This is a genomic window from Dactylosporangium sp. NPDC049525, from assembly GCF_040676755.1.
Lineage (GTDB): Bacteria > Actinomycetota > Actinomycetes > Mycobacteriales > Micromonosporaceae > Dactylosporangium.
In genome coordinates, this window is the sequence record NZ_JBFAPO010000041.1 from 38234 (window position 1) to 55437 (window position 17204).

13 protein-coding genes are annotated in these 17204 nt (G+C 73.9%); 7 read left to right on the forward strand and 6 right to left on the reverse strand.

Going from position 1 to position 17204, the window contains the following annotated elements:
• The first annotated feature begins 14 nt into the window (after window positions 1–14).
• The 5 genes from AB0K00_RS39715 (at window position 15) to AB0K00_RS39735 (ending at window position 8268) form a co-directional block, all read left to right on the forward strand.
• Complete coding sequence (locus tag AB0K00_RS39715) at window positions 15–881, forward strand: DegV family protein (protein WP_363531989.1); 867 nt, start codon at window positions 15–17, stop codon at window positions 879–881.
• Window positions 882–1054: 173 nt separating this feature from the next.
• Window positions 1055–1831 (forward strand): ComEA family DNA-binding protein, encoded by a 777-nt coding sequence (locus AB0K00_RS39720; RefSeq protein WP_363531992.1) that lies wholly within the window; start codon window positions 1055–1057, stop codon window positions 1829–1831.
• The gene (locus AB0K00_RS39725; protein ID WP_363531995.1) at window positions 1828–4137 is read left to right on the forward strand and encodes a ComEC/Rec2 family competence protein; all 2310 of its coding nucleotides are present in this window, start codon (window positions 1828–1830) and stop codon (window positions 4135–4137) included. Before AB0K00_RS39720 ends, AB0K00_RS39725 begins: the two co-directional genes overlap by 4 nt.
• 40 nt (window positions 4138–4177) lie before the next feature.
• Window positions 4178–5161, forward strand: coding sequence for a DNA polymerase III subunit delta (gene holA, locus AB0K00_RS39730; protein WP_363531997.1), 984 nt, complete (start codon window positions 4178–4180; stop codon window positions 5159–5161).
• Window positions 5158–8268: a hypothetical protein gene (locus AB0K00_RS39735; RefSeq protein WP_363532000.1), complete on the forward strand. Its 3111-nt coding sequence runs from the start codon at window positions 5158–5160 to the stop codon at window positions 8266–8268. Before holA ends, AB0K00_RS39735 begins: the two co-directional genes overlap by 4 nt.
• A gap of 650 nt (window positions 8269–8918) precedes the next feature.
• Here AB0K00_RS39735 and rpsT read toward each other — a convergent pair.
• The 4 genes from rpsT to AB0K00_RS39755 form a co-directional block, all read right to left on the reverse strand.
• Window positions 8919–9185, reverse strand: a complete 267-nt coding sequence (gene rpsT, locus AB0K00_RS39740) for a 30S ribosomal protein S20 (protein ID WP_203853336.1) — start codon at window positions 9183–9185, stop codon at window positions 8919–8921.
• Between the two features lie 131 nt (window positions 9186–9316).
• A complete protein-coding gene (locus AB0K00_RS39745; RefSeq protein WP_363532004.1) occupies window positions 9317–10483 on the reverse strand; it encodes an Ig-like domain-containing protein in 1167 nt (388 codons plus the stop codon).
• 21 nt (window positions 10484–10504) lie between these two features.
• A complete protein-coding gene (locus AB0K00_RS39750) occupies window positions 10505–12973 on the reverse strand; it encodes a PAS domain S-box protein (RefSeq protein WP_363532007.1) in 2469 nt (822 codons plus the stop codon).
• A gap of 63 nt (window positions 12974–13036) precedes the next feature.
• Window positions 13037–13786, reverse strand: coding sequence for an ABC transporter ATP-binding protein (locus tag AB0K00_RS39755; RefSeq protein ID WP_363532010.1), 750 nt, complete (start codon window positions 13784–13786; stop codon window positions 13037–13039).
• 56 nt (window positions 13787–13842) lie between these two features.
• On the opposite strand from AB0K00_RS39755, the gene AB0K00_RS39760 reads away from it, so the two are divergent.
• Window positions 13843–14433 (forward strand): PadR family transcriptional regulator, encoded by a 591-nt coding sequence (locus tag AB0K00_RS39760; protein WP_363532012.1) that lies wholly within the window; start codon window positions 13843–13845, stop codon window positions 14431–14433.
• A gap of 43 nt (window positions 14434–14476) precedes the next feature.
• On the opposite strand, the gene AB0K00_RS39765 is transcribed toward AB0K00_RS39760, so the two are convergent.
• Complete coding sequence (locus tag AB0K00_RS39765; protein WP_363532139.1) at window positions 14477–15589, reverse strand: FAD-binding oxidoreductase; 1113 nt, start codon at window positions 15587–15589, stop codon at window positions 14477–14479.
• A 91-nt stretch (window positions 15590–15680) separates the two neighbouring features.
• Here AB0K00_RS39765 and AB0K00_RS39770 point away from each other — a divergent pair, with 91 nt between their 5' ends.
• Window positions 15681–16610, forward strand: a complete 930-nt coding sequence (locus AB0K00_RS39770) for a PfkB family carbohydrate kinase (RefSeq protein ID WP_363532014.1) — start codon at window positions 15681–15683, stop codon at window positions 16608–16610.
• A gap of 104 nt (window positions 16611–16714) precedes the next feature.
• On the opposite strand, the gene AB0K00_RS39775 is transcribed toward AB0K00_RS39770, so the two are convergent.
• Complete coding sequence (locus tag AB0K00_RS39775) at window positions 16715–17083, reverse strand: hypothetical protein (RefSeq protein WP_363532017.1); 369 nt, start codon at window positions 17081–17083, stop codon at window positions 16715–16717.
• Window positions 17084–17204: the final 121 nt, after the last annotated feature.

Below are 17204 nucleotides of genomic sequence, written 5' to 3' on the forward strand. Positions count from 1 at the left end.
GCTACGGTGCCGTCATGACCGGCTCACACCCCGCCGTCGCCGTTGTCACCGACTCGACCGCCTGCCTGCCGGCCGACCTGGCCAATGACCCGGTCCGGCCGCTCACCGTCGTGCCGCTCGCCGTCGTCGTCAACGGCGTGCCCGGCCTCGAGACCGTCGACGTCGACTCCGCCACGGTCGCCGAGGCGCTCAACGCCCGCCGCGTCGCCGTCACCACCTCCAGGCCGTCTCCGGAGGCGTTCGTTGAGGTGTACCGGCGGCTGCTCGACGCGGGCGCGCCCGCCGTCCTGTCGGTGCACCTCTCGGCGAAGCTGTCCGGCACGTATGACGCCGCCACCCTTGCCGCTGCGGAGTTCGACGGTGCCGTGTCCGTCGTCGACACCCAGTCCACCGGCATGGGCCTGGGCTTTCCCGCCCTCGCCGCCGCGGCGGCCGCCGCCTCCGGTGCCGCGCTGCCCGAGGTGCGGCAGGCTGCGCTGGACGCCGTCGGCCGGACCTCGACGCTGTTCTACGTCGACACCCTCGAATTCCTGCGCCGCGGCGGGCGGATCGGCGCGGCCGCGGCGCTGCTCGGCACCGCCCTGTCGGTGAAGCCGATCCTGCACACCACCGACCAGGGTGTGGTCGTGCGCGAGAAGGTCCGCACGGCGAGCCGCGCCCTCGCCCGGCTCGTCGACATGGCCGATGAGGCGGCGGGGTCCTCGGTGGTGGACGTCGCGGTGCACCACCTGGCCGCGCCGGACCGCGCCGACGCGCTGCTCACCACGGTGAAGGAGCGGCTCGGGGAGCGGCTGCGGGGTGCGTACCTGACCGAGGTCGGCGCGGTCGTCGGCGCCCATGTGGGGCCGGGGATGGTGGCCGTGGTGGTGCACGCGCTGTAGGCGCCGCCGGTTCTCCACAATGCCGCTGGCTTTCCACAGGGCCGCTTGGGTTTTCCACAGGGTCGCTGGGTTTTCCACAGGGCCGCTTGGGTTTTCCACAAGGGCGCTGTTGTCCACAGGTGGCCGGTCGCGTGGGGATGGGTCGTCGGCGGTCGGTCCTAGCGTGACCGGGCATGAGGCGCAGTGCTGCAGGCAACGGGACCGAGCCGGCGGGACGGCTGGCCAGGGTGGTCGGCCTTCCCCCGGATCCGTCTCCTGATGCGTATCCCTGGGACGACTCCTTTCCCGCGCTGGCGGATCCTGCCGCTGTGCCGGCCGGGTCCGGTGGTTCCGGGTCCGGTGGGTGGCCTTGGCTGGCGGCGGTCGACCCTGGGCGGCGGGGTGTGCGGGCGCTGGCGGTCGTCGCCGCGCTGGTCGTCTGCGTCGCGGCGTTCCTCGCGTGGCGATCCCGGCCGCAGGTCACCCCGGCGCCGCCCACGGCCGCCGCCTCCACCGCCCCGGCCACGGCACCGACCAGCGCCGCCGCCCGGCTGATCGTCTCGGTCAACGACAAGGTCCAGCGGCCCGGCCTGGTCGAGCTCCCGGCCGGTGCCAGGGTCGCCGACGCCATCGCGGCCGCCGGCGGCGCGCTGCCCGGCGCCGACCTGTCCGGCCTCAACCTGGCCCGCAAGGTGGTCGACGGCGAGATGATCGCGGTCGGCGTCCCGGCACCGCCGGGTGCCGCGCCGGGCGGTGCCGGCGGCAGTGGCAGTGGCGGTGGGCCCGTCAACCTCAACACCGCCACCGTCGCCGAGCTCCAGACGCTGCCGGGCATCGGCGAGGTCCTTGCGCAGCGCATCGTCGAATATCGCGACCGCCACGGAGGCTTCCGCGCCGTCACCGACCTGCGCCAGGTCGAAGGCATCGGCGACGCCAAGTTTCAGCAGCTCAAGGACCGGGTGACGGTGTGAGCACCGACCTGCGCCTGGCGGGTGCGGCGATCGGCTGCTGGCTGACCGCCGTGGCGTGCCTGTTCTGCCCCGCCCGGGCCGGCTGGGCGGTCGGCCTCGGCGCGCTCGCCCTCGCCGCGGTCTGGCCCAGAGTGGCGCGGCGCCTCCCCGTGCCGGCGCTGCACCCGACCCGCTGGGTGGTCGTCGCGGCGTTGCTCGGCGTCGCCTCCGGCGCAGTCGCGACGGCCGCGCGGGTCGGCGAGCGCGACGCCGAGCCACTCGCCGGCCTGGCCGCGGCGCACCGCACGGTGCAGGTCGGGTTGCGCGTCTCCGACGACCCGCGGCTGGGCCGCTCGACCACCGGGCGGGCACCCACCGTCATCGTGCCGGCCCGGCTGACCTGGCTGCGCACCCCCGACGGCGCCAGGGTCGAGCTGGGCGCGCGGGTGCTGGTCCTCGCGAGCGACCGCGGCTGGCTGGGGCTCCTGCCGGGGCAGCGGGTCGAGGCGACCGGCCGGCTTGCCCTGCCCGACGGCGGCGACCTGCGCGCCGCGATCGTCTCCGTCCCGGACGCCCCCGCACGGGTGGCGCCCCCGCCGCTCGTGCAGCGAGCCGCCGGCGCGCTGCGGGCCGGCCTCCAACGCGCCTGCCGACCGCTGCCCGCCGAGCCGGGAGGGCTGCTGCCGGGGCTCGTCGTCGGCGACACCAGCCGGCTCGACCAGCAACTCGCCGACGACTTCCGCGCCACCGGCCTCACTCACCTGACCGCCGTTTCCGGCGCGAACCTGGCAATCGTGGTCGGGCTGGTGCTGATGCTCGCCCGCTGGTGCCGCGCCGGGCCGAAGCTCGCCGCGCTGATCTGCGTGCTGGCGCTGGTCGGGTTCGTCGTGCTGGTCCGGCCGTCGCCGAGCGTCCTACGGGCCGCCGCGATGGGTGGTCTGGCCCTCGTCGCGCTCGCGCTCGGCCGCCCCAGGGCCGTGCTGCCGTCCCTCGCCACCGGCGTGCTCGTGCTCGTCGTCACCGACCCCGAGCTGGCCGTCGACGCCGGGTTCGCGCTGTCCGTCCTCGCCACCGGCGGCCTGGTCCTGCTGGCGCCGCGCTGGGCTGAGGCGCTGCGGGCCAAGGGCTGGCCGCAGTTCGCGGCCGAGGCGGTGTGCGTGCCCGCCGCGGCGCAGGCCGCCTGCGCGCCGGTGATCGCGGCCATCTCCGGCGGCGTCAGCCTGACCACCGTGCCGGCCAATCTGCTGGCCGCGCCCGCCGTCGCGCCCGCGACCGTCCTGGGCATCCTCGCCGCGGTGTCGTCGCCGGTGCTGCCCGGGGTCGCGGAGTTCACCGCCTGGGTGGCCGCCTGGCCGGCCCGCTGGCTCGTCACGATCGCCCACCACGGCGCCGCCGTCCCCGACGGCGTGCTCCCATGGCCGGGCGGGACCTTCGGCGGGCTCCTGCTCGGTGGGCTGCTCGCGTTGCTGCTCATCGCGTTCCGCCGGCCGGTGGTGCGGCGCCTCGCCCTGGTCGTCGCCGTCGCCGCCGTGCTCGGGGCGGTCCCGGTCCGGCTCCTCGCCGGCGGCTGGCCGCCACCGGGCTGGCTCGTCGTCGCCTGCGACGTCGGGCAGGGCGACGCGCTCGTCGTGGCCGCCGGCGGGCACGACGCCGTCGTCGTCGACGCAGGGCCGCAGGCCGACCCCGTCGACCGCTGCCTGCGGGACCTCGGGGTGCGCCGGGTGCCGCTGCTGATCATCAGCCACTTCCACGTCGACCACATCGGCGGGCTCGACGGCGTCCTGCGCCGGCGGCGGGTCGACCGGCTGCTCGCGCCACCGTTCGCCGAGCCAGCCGGGGGCCGCAGGGCCGTCCTCGACCGGGGGCTCGCCACGCTCGACGCGCCGGCCGGGACGACCCTGACGGTCGGCGCGGTCGGGTTGACCGTCCTCGGGCCGGCGCGGCCGGTGACCGGCACCAGATCCGACGTCAACAACAACTCGCTGGTCGTCGCGGTCACCGTCGGCGGGGTCCGGCTGCTGCTCACCGGCGACGCCGAGACCGAGGAGCAGCTGACCCTGCTCGCCGCGCCCCTGCACGCCGACGTGCTGAAGGTCGCCCACCACGGATCCGCGTATCAGGATCCGGCGTTCCTGGACGCGGTCGCGCCGAGGATCGCCCTGGTCAGCGTCGGCGCCGGCAACGACTACGGCCACCCCAGCCCGGTCGTCCTCGCTCGCCTCGCCCGCGGCGGCGCGCGGGTCGTGCGCACCGACGAGCAGGGCGACGTCGCCGTCGTCCGGGACGCCGCCGGGCGTCTCGCCGTGGTGGCGCATGGCCCGGCCTGACCTCCCGGCTGCCGAGTTTCTGTCGGGGGGTCGTGACACGATGGCTCGCGTGTCTGGTTCTGGTCTGCCCCGCCTCCGCCTGGTGATCGGTGACGAGGAGCTGCTCGTCTCCCGCGCCGTCACCGACACCATCGCCGCCGCCCGCGCCGACGACCCCGACACCGAGGTCCACCGCCGCCCCGGCAGTGAGCTGCTCGCCGGTGAGCTCGCCGAGCTGCTGAGCCCGTCGCTGTTCGGCGGGCGGCGGGTTCTCGTCGTCGACAGCGGCCAGGACACCAAGAAGGACATCATCGCGGCGCTGCTCGCCTACGCCGCGGACCCCGAGGACGACGTCATCCTCGTCGTCACCCACGCCGGCGGCGCCAAGGGCAAGGCCCTCGCCGACGGGCTCAAGGCCGCCGGCGCCGACGTCGTGCCCGCCGCGAAGATCGGCAAGCACCGTGAGCGCGTCGACTTCGTGCGCAACGAGATCCGCCGCCAGGGCGGCAAGATCGGCGAGGACGCCGCCGAGGCCCTGCTCGGCGCCGTCGGCAACGACCTGCGTGACCTGGTCGCCGCGTGCTCGCAGCTCGTCGCCGACACCGGCGGCCGCATCGACGTGAGCACCGTCGCGCAGTATTACCGCGGCCGTGCCGAGGTCTCCGGGTTCACCGTCGCCGACGCCGTCATGGTCGGAGACGTGCCCGCCGCGCTGGAGGCCCTGCGGTGGGCGATGCAGGTCGGCGTGGACCCCGTGCCGATCGCCGACGCCATCGCCGACGGAGTCCGGACCGTCGCCCGAGTGGCCGCCGCGGGCAAGGGAAACGCATATCAACTTGCCGGAAGTTTGGGAATGCCTCCGTGGAAGGTCGAACGCGCACAGCGCCAAGCCCGTGGCTGGACGCCCGAGGCGCTCGTTGATGCCATGCGAGTGGCGGCAGAGGTCAATGCCGCCGTCAAGGGTGGCTCGGACGACCGCGGCTATGCGCTCGAGCGGGCTGTGTTCGCAGTGGTCGCGGCGCGTGCTGGAGGAATAGGACGATGACGACGAGCAACGGGTTCGCCCCACAGGCGCCGCTGTATGTGCGTGCGCTGCGGCTTCGCCACCTGCACATCGGCGGATTCGTCAGTTTCATGCTGTTCGAGTGCATGATCGCAGCCGGCGTGCTGCTTGCACTCGCCGAGTTGGTCAGCTGGTGGGCGGTCCCCGTCCTCCCAGCGGTCGTCGCGGTCATGGTCAAGGTCAACGACATGGCCATCGGCGGTTCGAAGCGGGTCCGCGCACAGGCGCGTTCCGCCGCCCGCGGTTCATCCGAACGGGCGTCATCCACCCGGGTGGATTCCCCCACCCACGACGACGATCCGACCTCCGCCACCCGGCGGACCACGACCGCGCTGGACCGGGCGGAGATGGCCCGAGGCTCGGGCAACTCCACCGGGACCGGCGCCGGCGCCGCGGCCCGTGCCGCCGGAGCCGGTGTTGCCGGCCGCGACTCGTCCGGGACCGGGATCTCAGTCGCCGGCTCGGGCCGTGCCGGCGTGGGCAGCGTCGCCAGGTCCGGCTTCCCCGGCGTCGGCGGTGCCGGTGCCTCGGGCTCGTCCGGGGGTCCCGGCTCGCCCACAGGCGCTGGTTCGTCCGGCGGCCTCGGTTCGTCCGCCGCGGGTGCCGGTTCGTCCGGCGGCCTCGGTTCGTCCGCGGGTGTCGGTTCGCCCGGGGGCCTCGGTTCGTCCGGGGGCGCCGGTTCGTCCGGCGGTTCCAGCGCTGCGGCTGCGGCTGCGGCTGCCTCGGCGGGCGGCTCCGGCGGCGGCGCTGGCTCCGGCGGTGCTGGTGGCGTCGGGGGTGGTGCCGGTGCTGCCGGTGGCGGAGTCGGGGTGCGGCAGAGTGCCGGCGGCGGTGCTGGTGCTGGTGGCACGCGCACGGCGACGCGGCAGGCGGCCAGTGAGCCGCCGGCGCAGCGCAAGAAGGTCGGTGTCATCCGGATCTCGGTCCCGGCCCGTGACGGTGGTCCGCGTGGCGCCACCCGCCAGGCGGAAGCACCGCCAAGCAACGAATACGGAATCTCGCCCGCCAGCGACATCCCACCCGGCAAGCCCACCGCCGACACGACGGGCCGCCGCGCCCTCCGCGACGGTGACACCGGCTCCGGCCGCGCCGTCCGCGACAGCGACACGGGCACCCACGCGGCGTTCCGCGAGGACGAGACCGGCTCCGGCCGGGCGTTCCGCGAGGACGAGACCGGCTCCGGCCGGGCGTTCCGCGACGGTGACACCGGCTCCGGCCGGGCGTTCCGTGACGGCGACACTGGCTCAGGTCGGGCGTTCCGTGACGGCGACACTGGCTCAGGTCGGGCGTTCCGTGACGGTGACACCGGTTCCGGTCGGGCGTTCCGCGACGGGGATTCGGGTCAGCACGCTGTGTTCCGCGACGGGGACACCGGGGTGCACCCGGCGTTCCGGGCAGGGGAGAGCGTCGCGCACTCGGCGTTCCATGAGGGTGACCCGCACCGTCCAGATCTGCGAGACGGGGACACGACCCGCGGGGCACGCTTCCGCGACGACGAGACCGGCGCAGACGGTCGCCATGGCCGGACCGGCGAGCACGAGGGCCGGGACCAGGCGACCGGCGGCAGCACCTGGCCGACCCGCACCGGCTGGGACGAGTCGACCCGGTCCACGCAGACCGGCGAGCACTGGGACCGCTCCGGCGAGATCAGCCAGGACTGGGACCACGACGATCAGGCCACCGACGGCTGGGACCGCGACGGCCGGGACGCGCGTGCCTGGAGTCAGGAGAGCCGGTCGGCTCAAGGCTGGGATCAGGACGGCCAGCCCGTGCGTGGCTGGGCCCAGGAGGGTCAGCCCGCGGGCAGCTGGGGCCAGGAAGGCCAGCCCGCAGGCAGCTGGGATCAGGAGGGTCGGGCCGCCCAGCGCTGGGATCAGGACGGTCAAGTCCACCAGGATGACCAGAGCGCTCAGGTCGGTCAGGTCGGCGGTGGCCAGGCCTGGCATCAGGAGGGCGACGGTCAGAGCTGGGACCGCGCCGCGCCCGCGGGCTGGGAGCAGGACGCCAGCTGGGAGCGGGAGCAGGGTGCCGGGTCCGGGTCCGCGCCGGGCAACTGGGCTGACGAGGCACCGGACGGGCATGGCCGCAACGCCGAGGACGTCACGGACAGCCGCGGCCGGGGGATGCGCCAGAACGACGGATCGTGGGGCGCGCACCCGGTGCGGGTGGAGCAGGGGTCGACCGGCGACGTCCGGCAGGCATGGGGCGAGGACACCGGCGCAGGCTGGGGCAATGAGGCCGCTTGGACCGGCCAGGCCGGCACCGGCGACGGGCAGGCCAACTGGGGCGACGAGACCGTGTGGGGCGACCGCGCCGCATGGACCAGCCGCCCGGCGGGTCGTACCGACGCCCCCGGCTACCCGGGCAGGAGCGGCCACCCCGGCTCTGACGGTCAGGTCGGCTCGGGCGGGCACTACGGCGACGACGAGCGTGCCGACTGGACCGAGCGCGCCGACCGGACCGAGCGCGCCGACCGGACCGAGCGTGTTGGACGTGACGAGCGGACCGAGCGTGCCGACCGCGCGGATCGGACCGAGCGCGCGGATCGGACCGAGCGCGCGGATCGGACCGAGCGCGCGGATCGGACCGACCGCGCGGATCGGACCGAGCGGGGTGAGCGTGCCGGACGGGGCGAGCGTGTTGAACCGGGTGACGGCGCCGAACGGGGTGTTGGCAACGGGCCGGTGCCGCACGGCGAGCCGGTCGACCCGTGGGCGGACTGGGACGACGAGACCGGCTGGGCGGATCAGGCACAGTGGGGCACGACGTCGAACCGGGGCGGTCAGACCGGCTGGGCGGCGGGGCAGGCGGCGTGGAGCGGCTACGAGCCCGCCGACGATCCTGACCCGAACGAGCCGACCCGACCGGTCGACAACGGCCGCGTCGACAGCGGCCGCGCGGGCAACCGGGACGCGACCGGCCGGGACGTCACCGGTGGCCGGCATGCGCAGCGTCAGCCGGGTGGGCGGCGCAGGGCCGACGACACCGGGCACTTCCAGTCGGGGCGGCACGCCGAGCGGCCGTGGCGCACCGACGAGGACCTGACCCGGCAGCGGACCGGAGGCTTCAACCAGGGCCGGTTCGCCTGACGGGAGCGGCGCGCGGGCAACCCACGGCCTGCCGTCGGCCGGTGCCGGGCGATCCATAGCCAGCCACCGGCCGGTGCCCGCCGAGCCAACGCCCGCTACCGGCAGTGGCCGCCGGGGCCAAAGCCCACTACCAGCGGGTGCCCGCCGGGCCTACGCCCGCTACGGCAGTGGCCGCCGGGCCTACGCCCGCTACCGGCGGGTGCCCGCCGGGCCTACGCCCGCTACCGGCAGTGGCCGCCGGGCCTACGCCCGCCATCGGTCGGTGCCTGCCGGGGCCAACGCCTCGCCACCTGCTGGCGACGGTGCCGCCGGGGCCAACGCCCACCACCGGCCCGTGCCCGCCGAGGTCGGTGCCGGTGCCCGGTCGATGGGTGCCGTGGCCGAGCAGTGGCTGATGGGGCAGGGCCTGCCGGAAGAAGGAGAAGCGTCACCTGACCCGAGTCGGCTCGGTGCGGTCGGTGAACCAGCCGGCCGCGGCGTGTACCGGCGCGGGGACATAGACGATGAGCCGGAGGATCTGAGGGCATGGAGCCCCGGGATTCTCCGGCTCATCGGTGTCAGATGTCACTGGTGCGGCCACGTGGGGCGCACAGCGAAAGCGCCGCCCGGACGGGCGGCGCTTTCCGCGGATCGCAGAGCTGGTGGACCGCTCAGGCGGCCAGCGAACCCAGCTTCTTGGTGATCGCCGACTTGCGGTTGGCGGCCTGGTTCTTGTGGATGACGCCCTTGCTGGCAGCCTGGTCCAGCTTGCGCGTGGCGGCACGGAGCAGCGTCGCGGCCGTCTCGTTGTCGCCGGCGGCGGTCGCCTCGTGGAACTTCCGGATCGCCGTCTTCAGCGAAGACTTGACCGACTTGTTGCGCAGGCGGCGCTTCTCGTTCTGCCGGTTGCGCTTGATCTGGGACTTGATGTTCGCCACGCGACAGACCTCGTCTTGTTAGCTCGGGTTGGAAACGTTGAGGACGCAAGGGGACGCGTCACCATGCGCGATGTATCAGGTTACCAGGTCCCCACCCGGCCAGCCAAAACGGCAGGGTGTCGAAGACGCCCCTAGAGGGCGCTGCCCTTCTGGTAGTCCTCCCAGGACAGCTCCCAGTCGGTCCAGCCGTCGCCGTACTTCACGCGCTCCTCGGTGCCCTTCACGATGACGGGGTCGCCGATGTGGGTCACGCCGTAGAGCCACTTTGCCAGGTCGAGGGAGACGTTGACGCAGCCGTGGGAGACGTTGCGTTTGCCCTGGTCCTTCACCGACCAGGGGGCGGCGTGGATGTACTGGCCGCTCCAGGTGATCCGCTGCGGGAACTCGACCTTCGTGCGGTAGCCGTCGGGGGAGTCGACCGGGACACCGTAGGTGGAGGAGTCGAACCACTCCCACTCGTTCTTCACCATGACGATGAAGTTGCCGCTGTCGGAGGGGTTGCTGGGCTTGCCCAGGGAGACCGGCATCGTCTTGAGCAGGACGCCGTCCTCGGTGACGGTCATCTGCTTGGTGGCGTTGTCGACCTCCATGATGAGCTTCTTGCCCACGGTGGCGTCGACGGTGATGTCCTTCTCACCGTAGGACTTGCCGAAGGAGACCCCGCCGACGGCGGCGCGCAGGGAGAGCTTGGTGCCGGCCTGCCAGTACTCCTTCGGGCGGTAGTGGATCTCCTTGGCGGAGAACCAGTTCCAGACGCCTTCCTGCGGCGGGTCCGAGGACATGAACAGGCGCTTCTCGATGCCGGCCCGCTTGTCCTTCGGGATGTCGGCGCCGAAGGACAGGATCATGGGCATGCCGACGCCGACGACGGCACCGTCGCCGATCTGGCTGGTGGTGCGGGTGAGGCTGGCGGGCTTGGCCATGGTGGTGAACTTCACCGTGGTCTTGGCGCCACCCGCGGTGACCGTGGCCGTGTATTCGGTGGCGTACTTCAGCTGCTTGGCCGGCATCCACTCTGCGCCACCAGCAACAGCGGCGGCGGCAGGCGCGGCAGCGCCCTCGACAGCGGTGCCCGCGGCGTCCTGCAGTGTCACCGTGGCATCCGGGGAGGACGCCTCGTACGCGATGGAGGTGGCCGTCGACACGTCATGAGCGCCGTCGGTGGGCGTGGTCACCTTGACGGTGCCCGCCGCCGTACTGGAGCCGCTGCCGCCCTTCCAGGACGGTGCGGAGTCGCCACAGCCGGCGAGCACCAGGGCGCTCGCCACGGTCAGCAAGGTCAATCGTCGTAGTTGCATCAGCAACCATTGTGCCCCGGTCTACAGCGAGGGCAACCTGACGAGGAAGGTCGTGCCAGGTTTCTCACCGTGGTCGGTGACGGTGATCGTGCCGCCGTGCCGCTCGACGACGGTGCGGCTGATGGCCAGGCCGAGGCCGGTGCCGGGCAGGCCGAGGCTGCGGATGTTGGAGCCGCGGAAGAAGCGTTCGAACAGCCGGGAGCGCTCCTCCTCGGGGATGCCGACGCCGGTGTCGGTGACGCGCAGGTCGACCCCGGCCGCGTCGCGGAGCAGCTCGATCTCGACCCGGCCGCCGGCGGGGGTGAACTTCACCGCGTTGGTGACGAGGTGGTCGACGACCTTGCGCAGCCGCGGCTGGTCGCCGGCGACGGGCGCCGGGCCGTGGGGCAGCGTGACCCGCATGTCGATGTCCTTCTCGCGGGCGGCGCGGGTGCCGGCGTCGGTGGAGGCGCGGACCACGGCGGCGAAGTCGAGGGGCCGTTCGACCAGGGAGACGTAGCCGCTCTCCAGGCCGGCGAGGTCCAGCAGGTCGTCGATGATCGCCCGGAGGTTCTCCGCGTTGCGGGCGATGACCGCCAGGAACTGCGACCGGGTCGTCTCGTCGTCGTTGTCGTGCAGCAGCAGCTCGGTGTACGAGGAGATCGACGTCAACGGCGTGCGCAGCTCATGGCCCACGAGCGAGATGAACTCGTCCTTCGTCCGCGCCAGCTGCCGGGCCAGGTCCTCGGCGCGGCGGCGTTCCAGGAACTGCCCGACGTGCGCGGCGATCCCGGACAGCAGCGCGATGAGGGACTGCTCCGGCTCCTCGGCGGCGTCGCCGAAGAAGCTCAGCGTCCCGGTGACCCCGCCGCCGTCGCGGATCGGCACGGCGAGCCCGACCCGCAGCCCGTGCCGGGCCAGCGACGGCACGTTGAGCCGGCTGCCGACGACGGAGATGTCGGGGATCCAGGTGGGCTGGCCGGTCTCCCAGGCGACGCCGGAGACGCCGACGCCGGGGGCGAGGGGGCCGGGTTCGGGGATGACGTACCCGGGTTCGGTCCACATCGCCGCGTTGCGCAGGACGTTGCCGACCTTGTCGACCAGCCACAGCTCGCTGTGCGGCCACTGCAGCGTGCGGGCGACCGTGCCGAGCAGCTCCGGGCCGGCGTCCTCGATGGTGGGCGCCTGTTCCAGGAGGCGGGCGACCGCGAGCTCGCACTCGATGAGGCGCTGCGCCCGGCGCCGGTCGGTGACCTCGTGCAGGGCGGCGACGGCGCCGAGCCGGTTGCCGTCGCCGTCGCGGATCGGCTGCGCGTTGGCGGTGAAGCTGCGGCGGGGCCGCTCGGGCAGATGGATGACGACCTCGGCCTCGCGGACGTGCTCGCCGCGGAACGCGCGGAGCAGCGGCAGGTCGTCGGCGGCGTCGTCGTCGGACCGGTACGCCCGGAAGCTCTCGACCCACGCCTCGGCGGTCGACTGGTCGGCGTTGGTGCCGGCGATCTCCCGCATGGCGCGGTTGAACAGGATCAGCCTGCCCCGCTCGTCGCAGGCGACCACCCCGGCGTCGAGGTTGTCGAGCAGCGCGCTGAGGAAGTGCCGCTCGCGGGCCAGCTGCCGTTCGGCGGCCACGCGCTCGGTGATGTCGTAGACGAACGCGTGGGCGTGCCGGCCGGTCGGGCCGTCCACGACGTTGAGGGTGAGCTCGACCGGGAACTCGTCGCCGGCCCGGTTGATCGCGTAGAGCTGGAGGCGTTGTCCGATGAGCTTCGGTACGCCGCCGCGCGCCATTCGCGTCAGCCCGGCCCGGTGCGCGGCCCGGAACCGCTCCGGGATGATCAGCTCGTCGACCTGCTTGCCGATGGCGTCCTGCGCCGACCAGCCGAAGGTGCGTTCGGCGGCCCGGTTCCACCGGGTGATCTCCCCGGTGAGCTCGATGCCGACGAACGCCTCGAGCGCGGTCTCCAGCACCGCGTCGGTCTCGGCCGCGGCGATCGCGATGTCCTGGCGGCTGGTCTCGGCGCCCAGCATGACCTCCAGCATGGCGGCGCACTCCGCCACCGCCGCGATGTCGTCCTCGGTCCAGTGCCGGGGCACCGAGTCGGTGACGCAGACCGCGCCCAGGGTGTAGCCGTGCAGGTCGTGGATGGGCTGGCCGAGGTACGCCGTGACCCCCCGGTCGTGCACGGCGCCGAGGTCCCGCAGCACCGGGTGGTCCCGGGCGTCGCTGATGACGAGCGGCGCGTTCTCGGTCACCACGTACTGGCAGAAGGAGCTGGTCGCCGGCTCGGCGTGGACGCGGTCGAGGTCCGGCGGCAGCCCGTGCCGGCCGACGATGTGCATCCGCTCGTCGTCGACCAGGGTCAGCAGGCCGACCGGCGCGACGACGGAGCGGGCGGCGAGCCGGACCAGGCCGTCGACGGGCGCCGACGACGAGGCGAGCAGCAGCCGCGCGCGCCGGAGTGCCGCGAGCCGTTCGGGCTGCGCGAGCACACCGAGATCAAGTTGCGGCATGTCACACCCCCAACCCGCAAGCACGTAGCGTTGATCGTACCTGCGCAAAGGGGTGAAATCAGACTAAAGCCGTAGCTGCGTGGCGCGCGCGAGGGTCGAGGAGGGATCCTCGCCTGCGGTGAGGTCGATGTCGTCGGTGAGCCGGCCGTCGGTGAGCCGGATCAGCCGGTCGCACCGGGCCGCGATGTGCTGCTCGTGCGTGGCGAGCAGCACCGTCATTCCGCGGTCCTCGCGCAGGTCGAGCAGCAGGTCCAGGATCTGCGTGCCGTTGGCGGAGTCGAGGTTTCCGGTCGGCTCGTCGGCGAGCAGGAGCTTCGGCGACCCGATCAACGCCCGGGCGATCGCGACCCGCTGCTGCTGCCCGCCGGACAGCTGCGCCGGCAGGGCCCGCTCGCGGCCGCTGAGGCCGACCGCGTCCAGGAGCTCGCGGGCGCGCTCCGACTTGTCGAAGCCGACCCGGAACGGCAGCACCGGCGCGATGACGTTGTCCAGCGCGGTGAGGGCGGGCAGCAGATGGTACCGCTGGAACACGAAACCGACCGTGCGCCGGTATTCGCTGAGCTTGCGCCGCCGCAGGGCGGTCACCTCGACGCCGTCGACCACGATCGTGCCGGCGTCGGCTGACTCGATCGCGCCGATCAGGTGCAGCAGCGTCGACTTGCCCGAGCCGCTCGGCCCGGTGACCGCGGTGAAACTGCCCGGCTCGACGGTCAGGGTCAGCTCGTCGGCGGCGACGATGTCCTGCTCACCGGTGTGAAAGCGTTTGGTGAGCCCCGCGACGGACAGCGCGGCCCCCGTGGGCATAGCGGTCATGGGCATACTCTGTCGCAATGCATTGCGACAATGCAAGGGGCGGGTAGTCTCTGGACATGCCGATCCATCACGCGGTGCTGTCGCTGCTGTCGCATGGACCCAGTTACGGGTATGAGCTGAAGGGCGCCTTCGAGACCGCGGTCGGCCCGCAGTGGGGCCCCCTGAACATCGGCCACCTGTACCAGATTCTCGACCGGCTCTCCCGCGACGGCATGGTGAGCTCCGAGCGGCACGCCCAGGCGGTGAAGCCCGACCGGGTCGTCTACGAGATCACCGACGCCGGCCGTGGTGAGCTGCGCCGCTGGCTGGAGGAGGCGAGCCCGCGCAGCGGCGGGTTCCGCGACGACTTCTTCCTCAAGGTGACCGCCGCGGCGCGGTCCGGCGACCCGGAGGTCGTGCGCACCGTCCTCGGCCAGCAGCGCACGTATCTGCTGCGCGAGCTGCGCAACCTCGACGGGTTGCGGCGCAAGGCGGCCGACCCGGTCGTCGGGCTGCTGCTGTCGGCGGCGACCAGGCACGTCGAGGCGGACCTCGCGTTCGTCGAGGACGCGGAGCAGGCGTTGCTGCGGGACGCGGCGACGATCGCCGGCCTCGCCGCCGTCCGGCGGACCGAGCCACAACCGGACCAGCTGAGCCGTCCGGCGTAAAAGCCGGCGTATAAGGGCGTATAAGCCGGCGTAAGAAGCCTGCCTAGCGCGGGTGCAGTGCTTCGCGCCGCAGGCCGGGGATCTCGAACGGCTCGCCGAGCAGCTCGGCCGCGCCCAGCCGGGCGAGCGCCGGCGCCGTCTGGATGCCGAAGCCGCCCTGCCCCGCGAACCAGTAGAAGCCGTCCTGCACCGGGTCGGGCCCGACGACCGGATTGCGGTCCGGTGCGAACGTGCGCAGCCCCGCCCAGCTGGTCCGGACCCGGCGCAGCGGCAGGGTCGTCGCCGCGGCGACCCGCTCCACCGCCAGGGCCACGTCCTCGGGTGCGGCGACCGCGTCGACCGGCGGCGACGGTGTCTCGTCGCACGGCGACACCAGCAGCCCGCCGCTCTCCGGCCGGAAGTAGAACTCGTCGCCCACGTCGAGGACCAGCGGCCAGTTGGGCGCCACGCCCTCGATGGACACGATCGCCAGGGTGCGACGCATCGGCGTCAACCCCGCCGGCGGCACCCCGAGCCGCCCGGCCACGGCGTCCGCCCACGCGCCGGCCGCGTTGACGACCCGCCCCGCTTCGAGCTCGCCGCGGTCTGTGACGAGCTTCCAGCCGTGCCCGGTCCACTCGCCGGACTCGAGGCCGATCGCCGTGCGCAGCACCACCCCTGCGGCGGCGGCGCGCTTGCGGTACAGCTGATGCAGCGCGTCCACGTCGATGTCCTGCGCGGTGCGCTCGACCGCCGCGCGCGCGACCGCCGACGGGCGCAGCGCCGGGCACAGGGTCTGTGCGCTCTCGACGTCCGTGCCGCGCAGCGACGGGTTGGCGGTGAGCAGCGCGTTCATCGCCGGCAGCTGGTCCTCGCGGGCCACCCAGACGAGCGGCCGGGCCCGCAGCAGGGGCGTGCCCGACTCGGCGCCGAGCGCGTCGAGGATCGTGCGGGACGCCCTGGTCAGCGCGCGCACCTCGGTCGAGCCATAGCTTTCCAGGAAGGCGGCCGCCGACCGCCCTGTCGTGTGATACCCGAACTGGTTCTCCCGTTCGAGCACCACGATCCGCAACGGCTCACGGTGGCCGCCCGCGGCCTCCACCCGTTCGACCAGCCGGCCATCAAGCTCGGCGAGCTCCGCGGCGAGGGACAGGCCGGCCATGCCCCCACCGATCATCGCCACGTCTGCGCGTTCGATCCTGTGATTGTCGCAGGCGATGTTTGCAAAGTCGCAGAATGTTCCCTTTCGAGCAGGGTAGCCACGACGCGTGAAATTCGCCGAGCTCGCCGCCCGCTGGCAGGACCGTCCCGTGCTCGTCGTCGGAGACGCCGTGCTCGACTGCTGGTTGAGCGGCACCCCGACCCGGATGAGCCGGGAGGCACCCGTCCCCGTCATCACGCTCGACACGACCCGCGAGATCGGCGGTGGCGCCGCGGCCATCGCCGGCGCGTTCGCCGCGCTCGGCGCCCGGACCACGGTCGTCGGCGCGACCGGCGACGACGACGCGGGCGCCACGCTGCGCTCCAAGGTCTGGGACAGTGCCGCCGCGGACCGCCTGGTGGTCTCGGTCGGCCGGCGTACGCTCACCAAGCGCCGCATCGTTGCCGCCGGGCAGGTGGTGGCCCGGTTCGACGACGGCGACACCGTGCCGCTCGGCGGCTCGGCGGCCGAGACGCTGCTGCAGCGGCTGGGAGAGTCCCTGGCCGAGGGCCCCGAGGCGGTCGTCGTGTGTGACCTGGGCGCCGGCACCCTCGGCCCCGCCGTCCGGGCGCTGCTCGCCGCCCGCCGCCTCGACCTGCCGCTGCTCGCCGTCGACGCCCTCGACCTCGGGCCGTGGGCGCATCTCGGCCCCGACCTGGTCACGCCCACCCTCGACACGGTGAGCGGCGCGGTCGCCGGCACCAACGCCGCCGCGGTCGTCGCGGCCCGCGGCATGCTGCTGCGCTCGACCGCGGCCGCCGTCGTGTCCGTCACGCTCGACGCCGACGGCGCGGTCGTGCTCAGCCAGGACGCCGACACCGTCCACACGTCCGCCGCGCCCGGGCCGCGCAACCAGGCCGCGTACGTCGCCGGCTTCGTCCTCGCCCAGCTCGCCGGCGCCCCGGTCGCGGAGGCCGCGGCCACCGCCCAGCGCTGCGCCGCCGTCCGCGGCCCGGCAGCCGCGAAGCTCGGAGCACCGCAGGCGACCCCGGCCTGACCCGCCGGCCCTGCACTGCCCTGCACTGGCGGCGCGGTGAGCTGCCGGCGCCGTGAGCCGCCGGCCCGGCCCGGCGGGCCTGCTGCTGAGCGGCTGGTGGCGGGTCAGCCGAGGGTGACGTCGGCCTCGGGCGTCAGGTCCTTGCATCGGACCACCACGCGGACCTCCTTGCCGTCGGTCTTGAAGGTCACCCGGTATTCCTTGCCCGGACCCTGCTGGGCGTTCTCGACGTGGAAGCCCAGCGCGGGGCTCAGGTAGTCGGCCCAGGTCAGGTTGGCGTCACAGCGGGCGACGATGTTGCCGCCGGCGGTGCGCAGGACCTTCGCCGAACCCGGCGACGGTGACGGCGAGAGGGCCGGCGACGCGGGCGCGGTGGCCGACGGACCGGCATTGCCGCCGGTCGCGGCCAGCAGCGACGACCGCACGGCGTCGATCCTGCCGACGCCGAACGCGCTGATCGCCGCCGTGCACATGGTCCAGGCACCGATCGCGAAAACCCACCGTCCACCTCGCATGGACGCGGCCCTGCCCGGGTCGGGGGAAAGCACACCGGGCGGAAGGGGAGGGGCGGGAGGAGATCTTGGGCGATTCGGG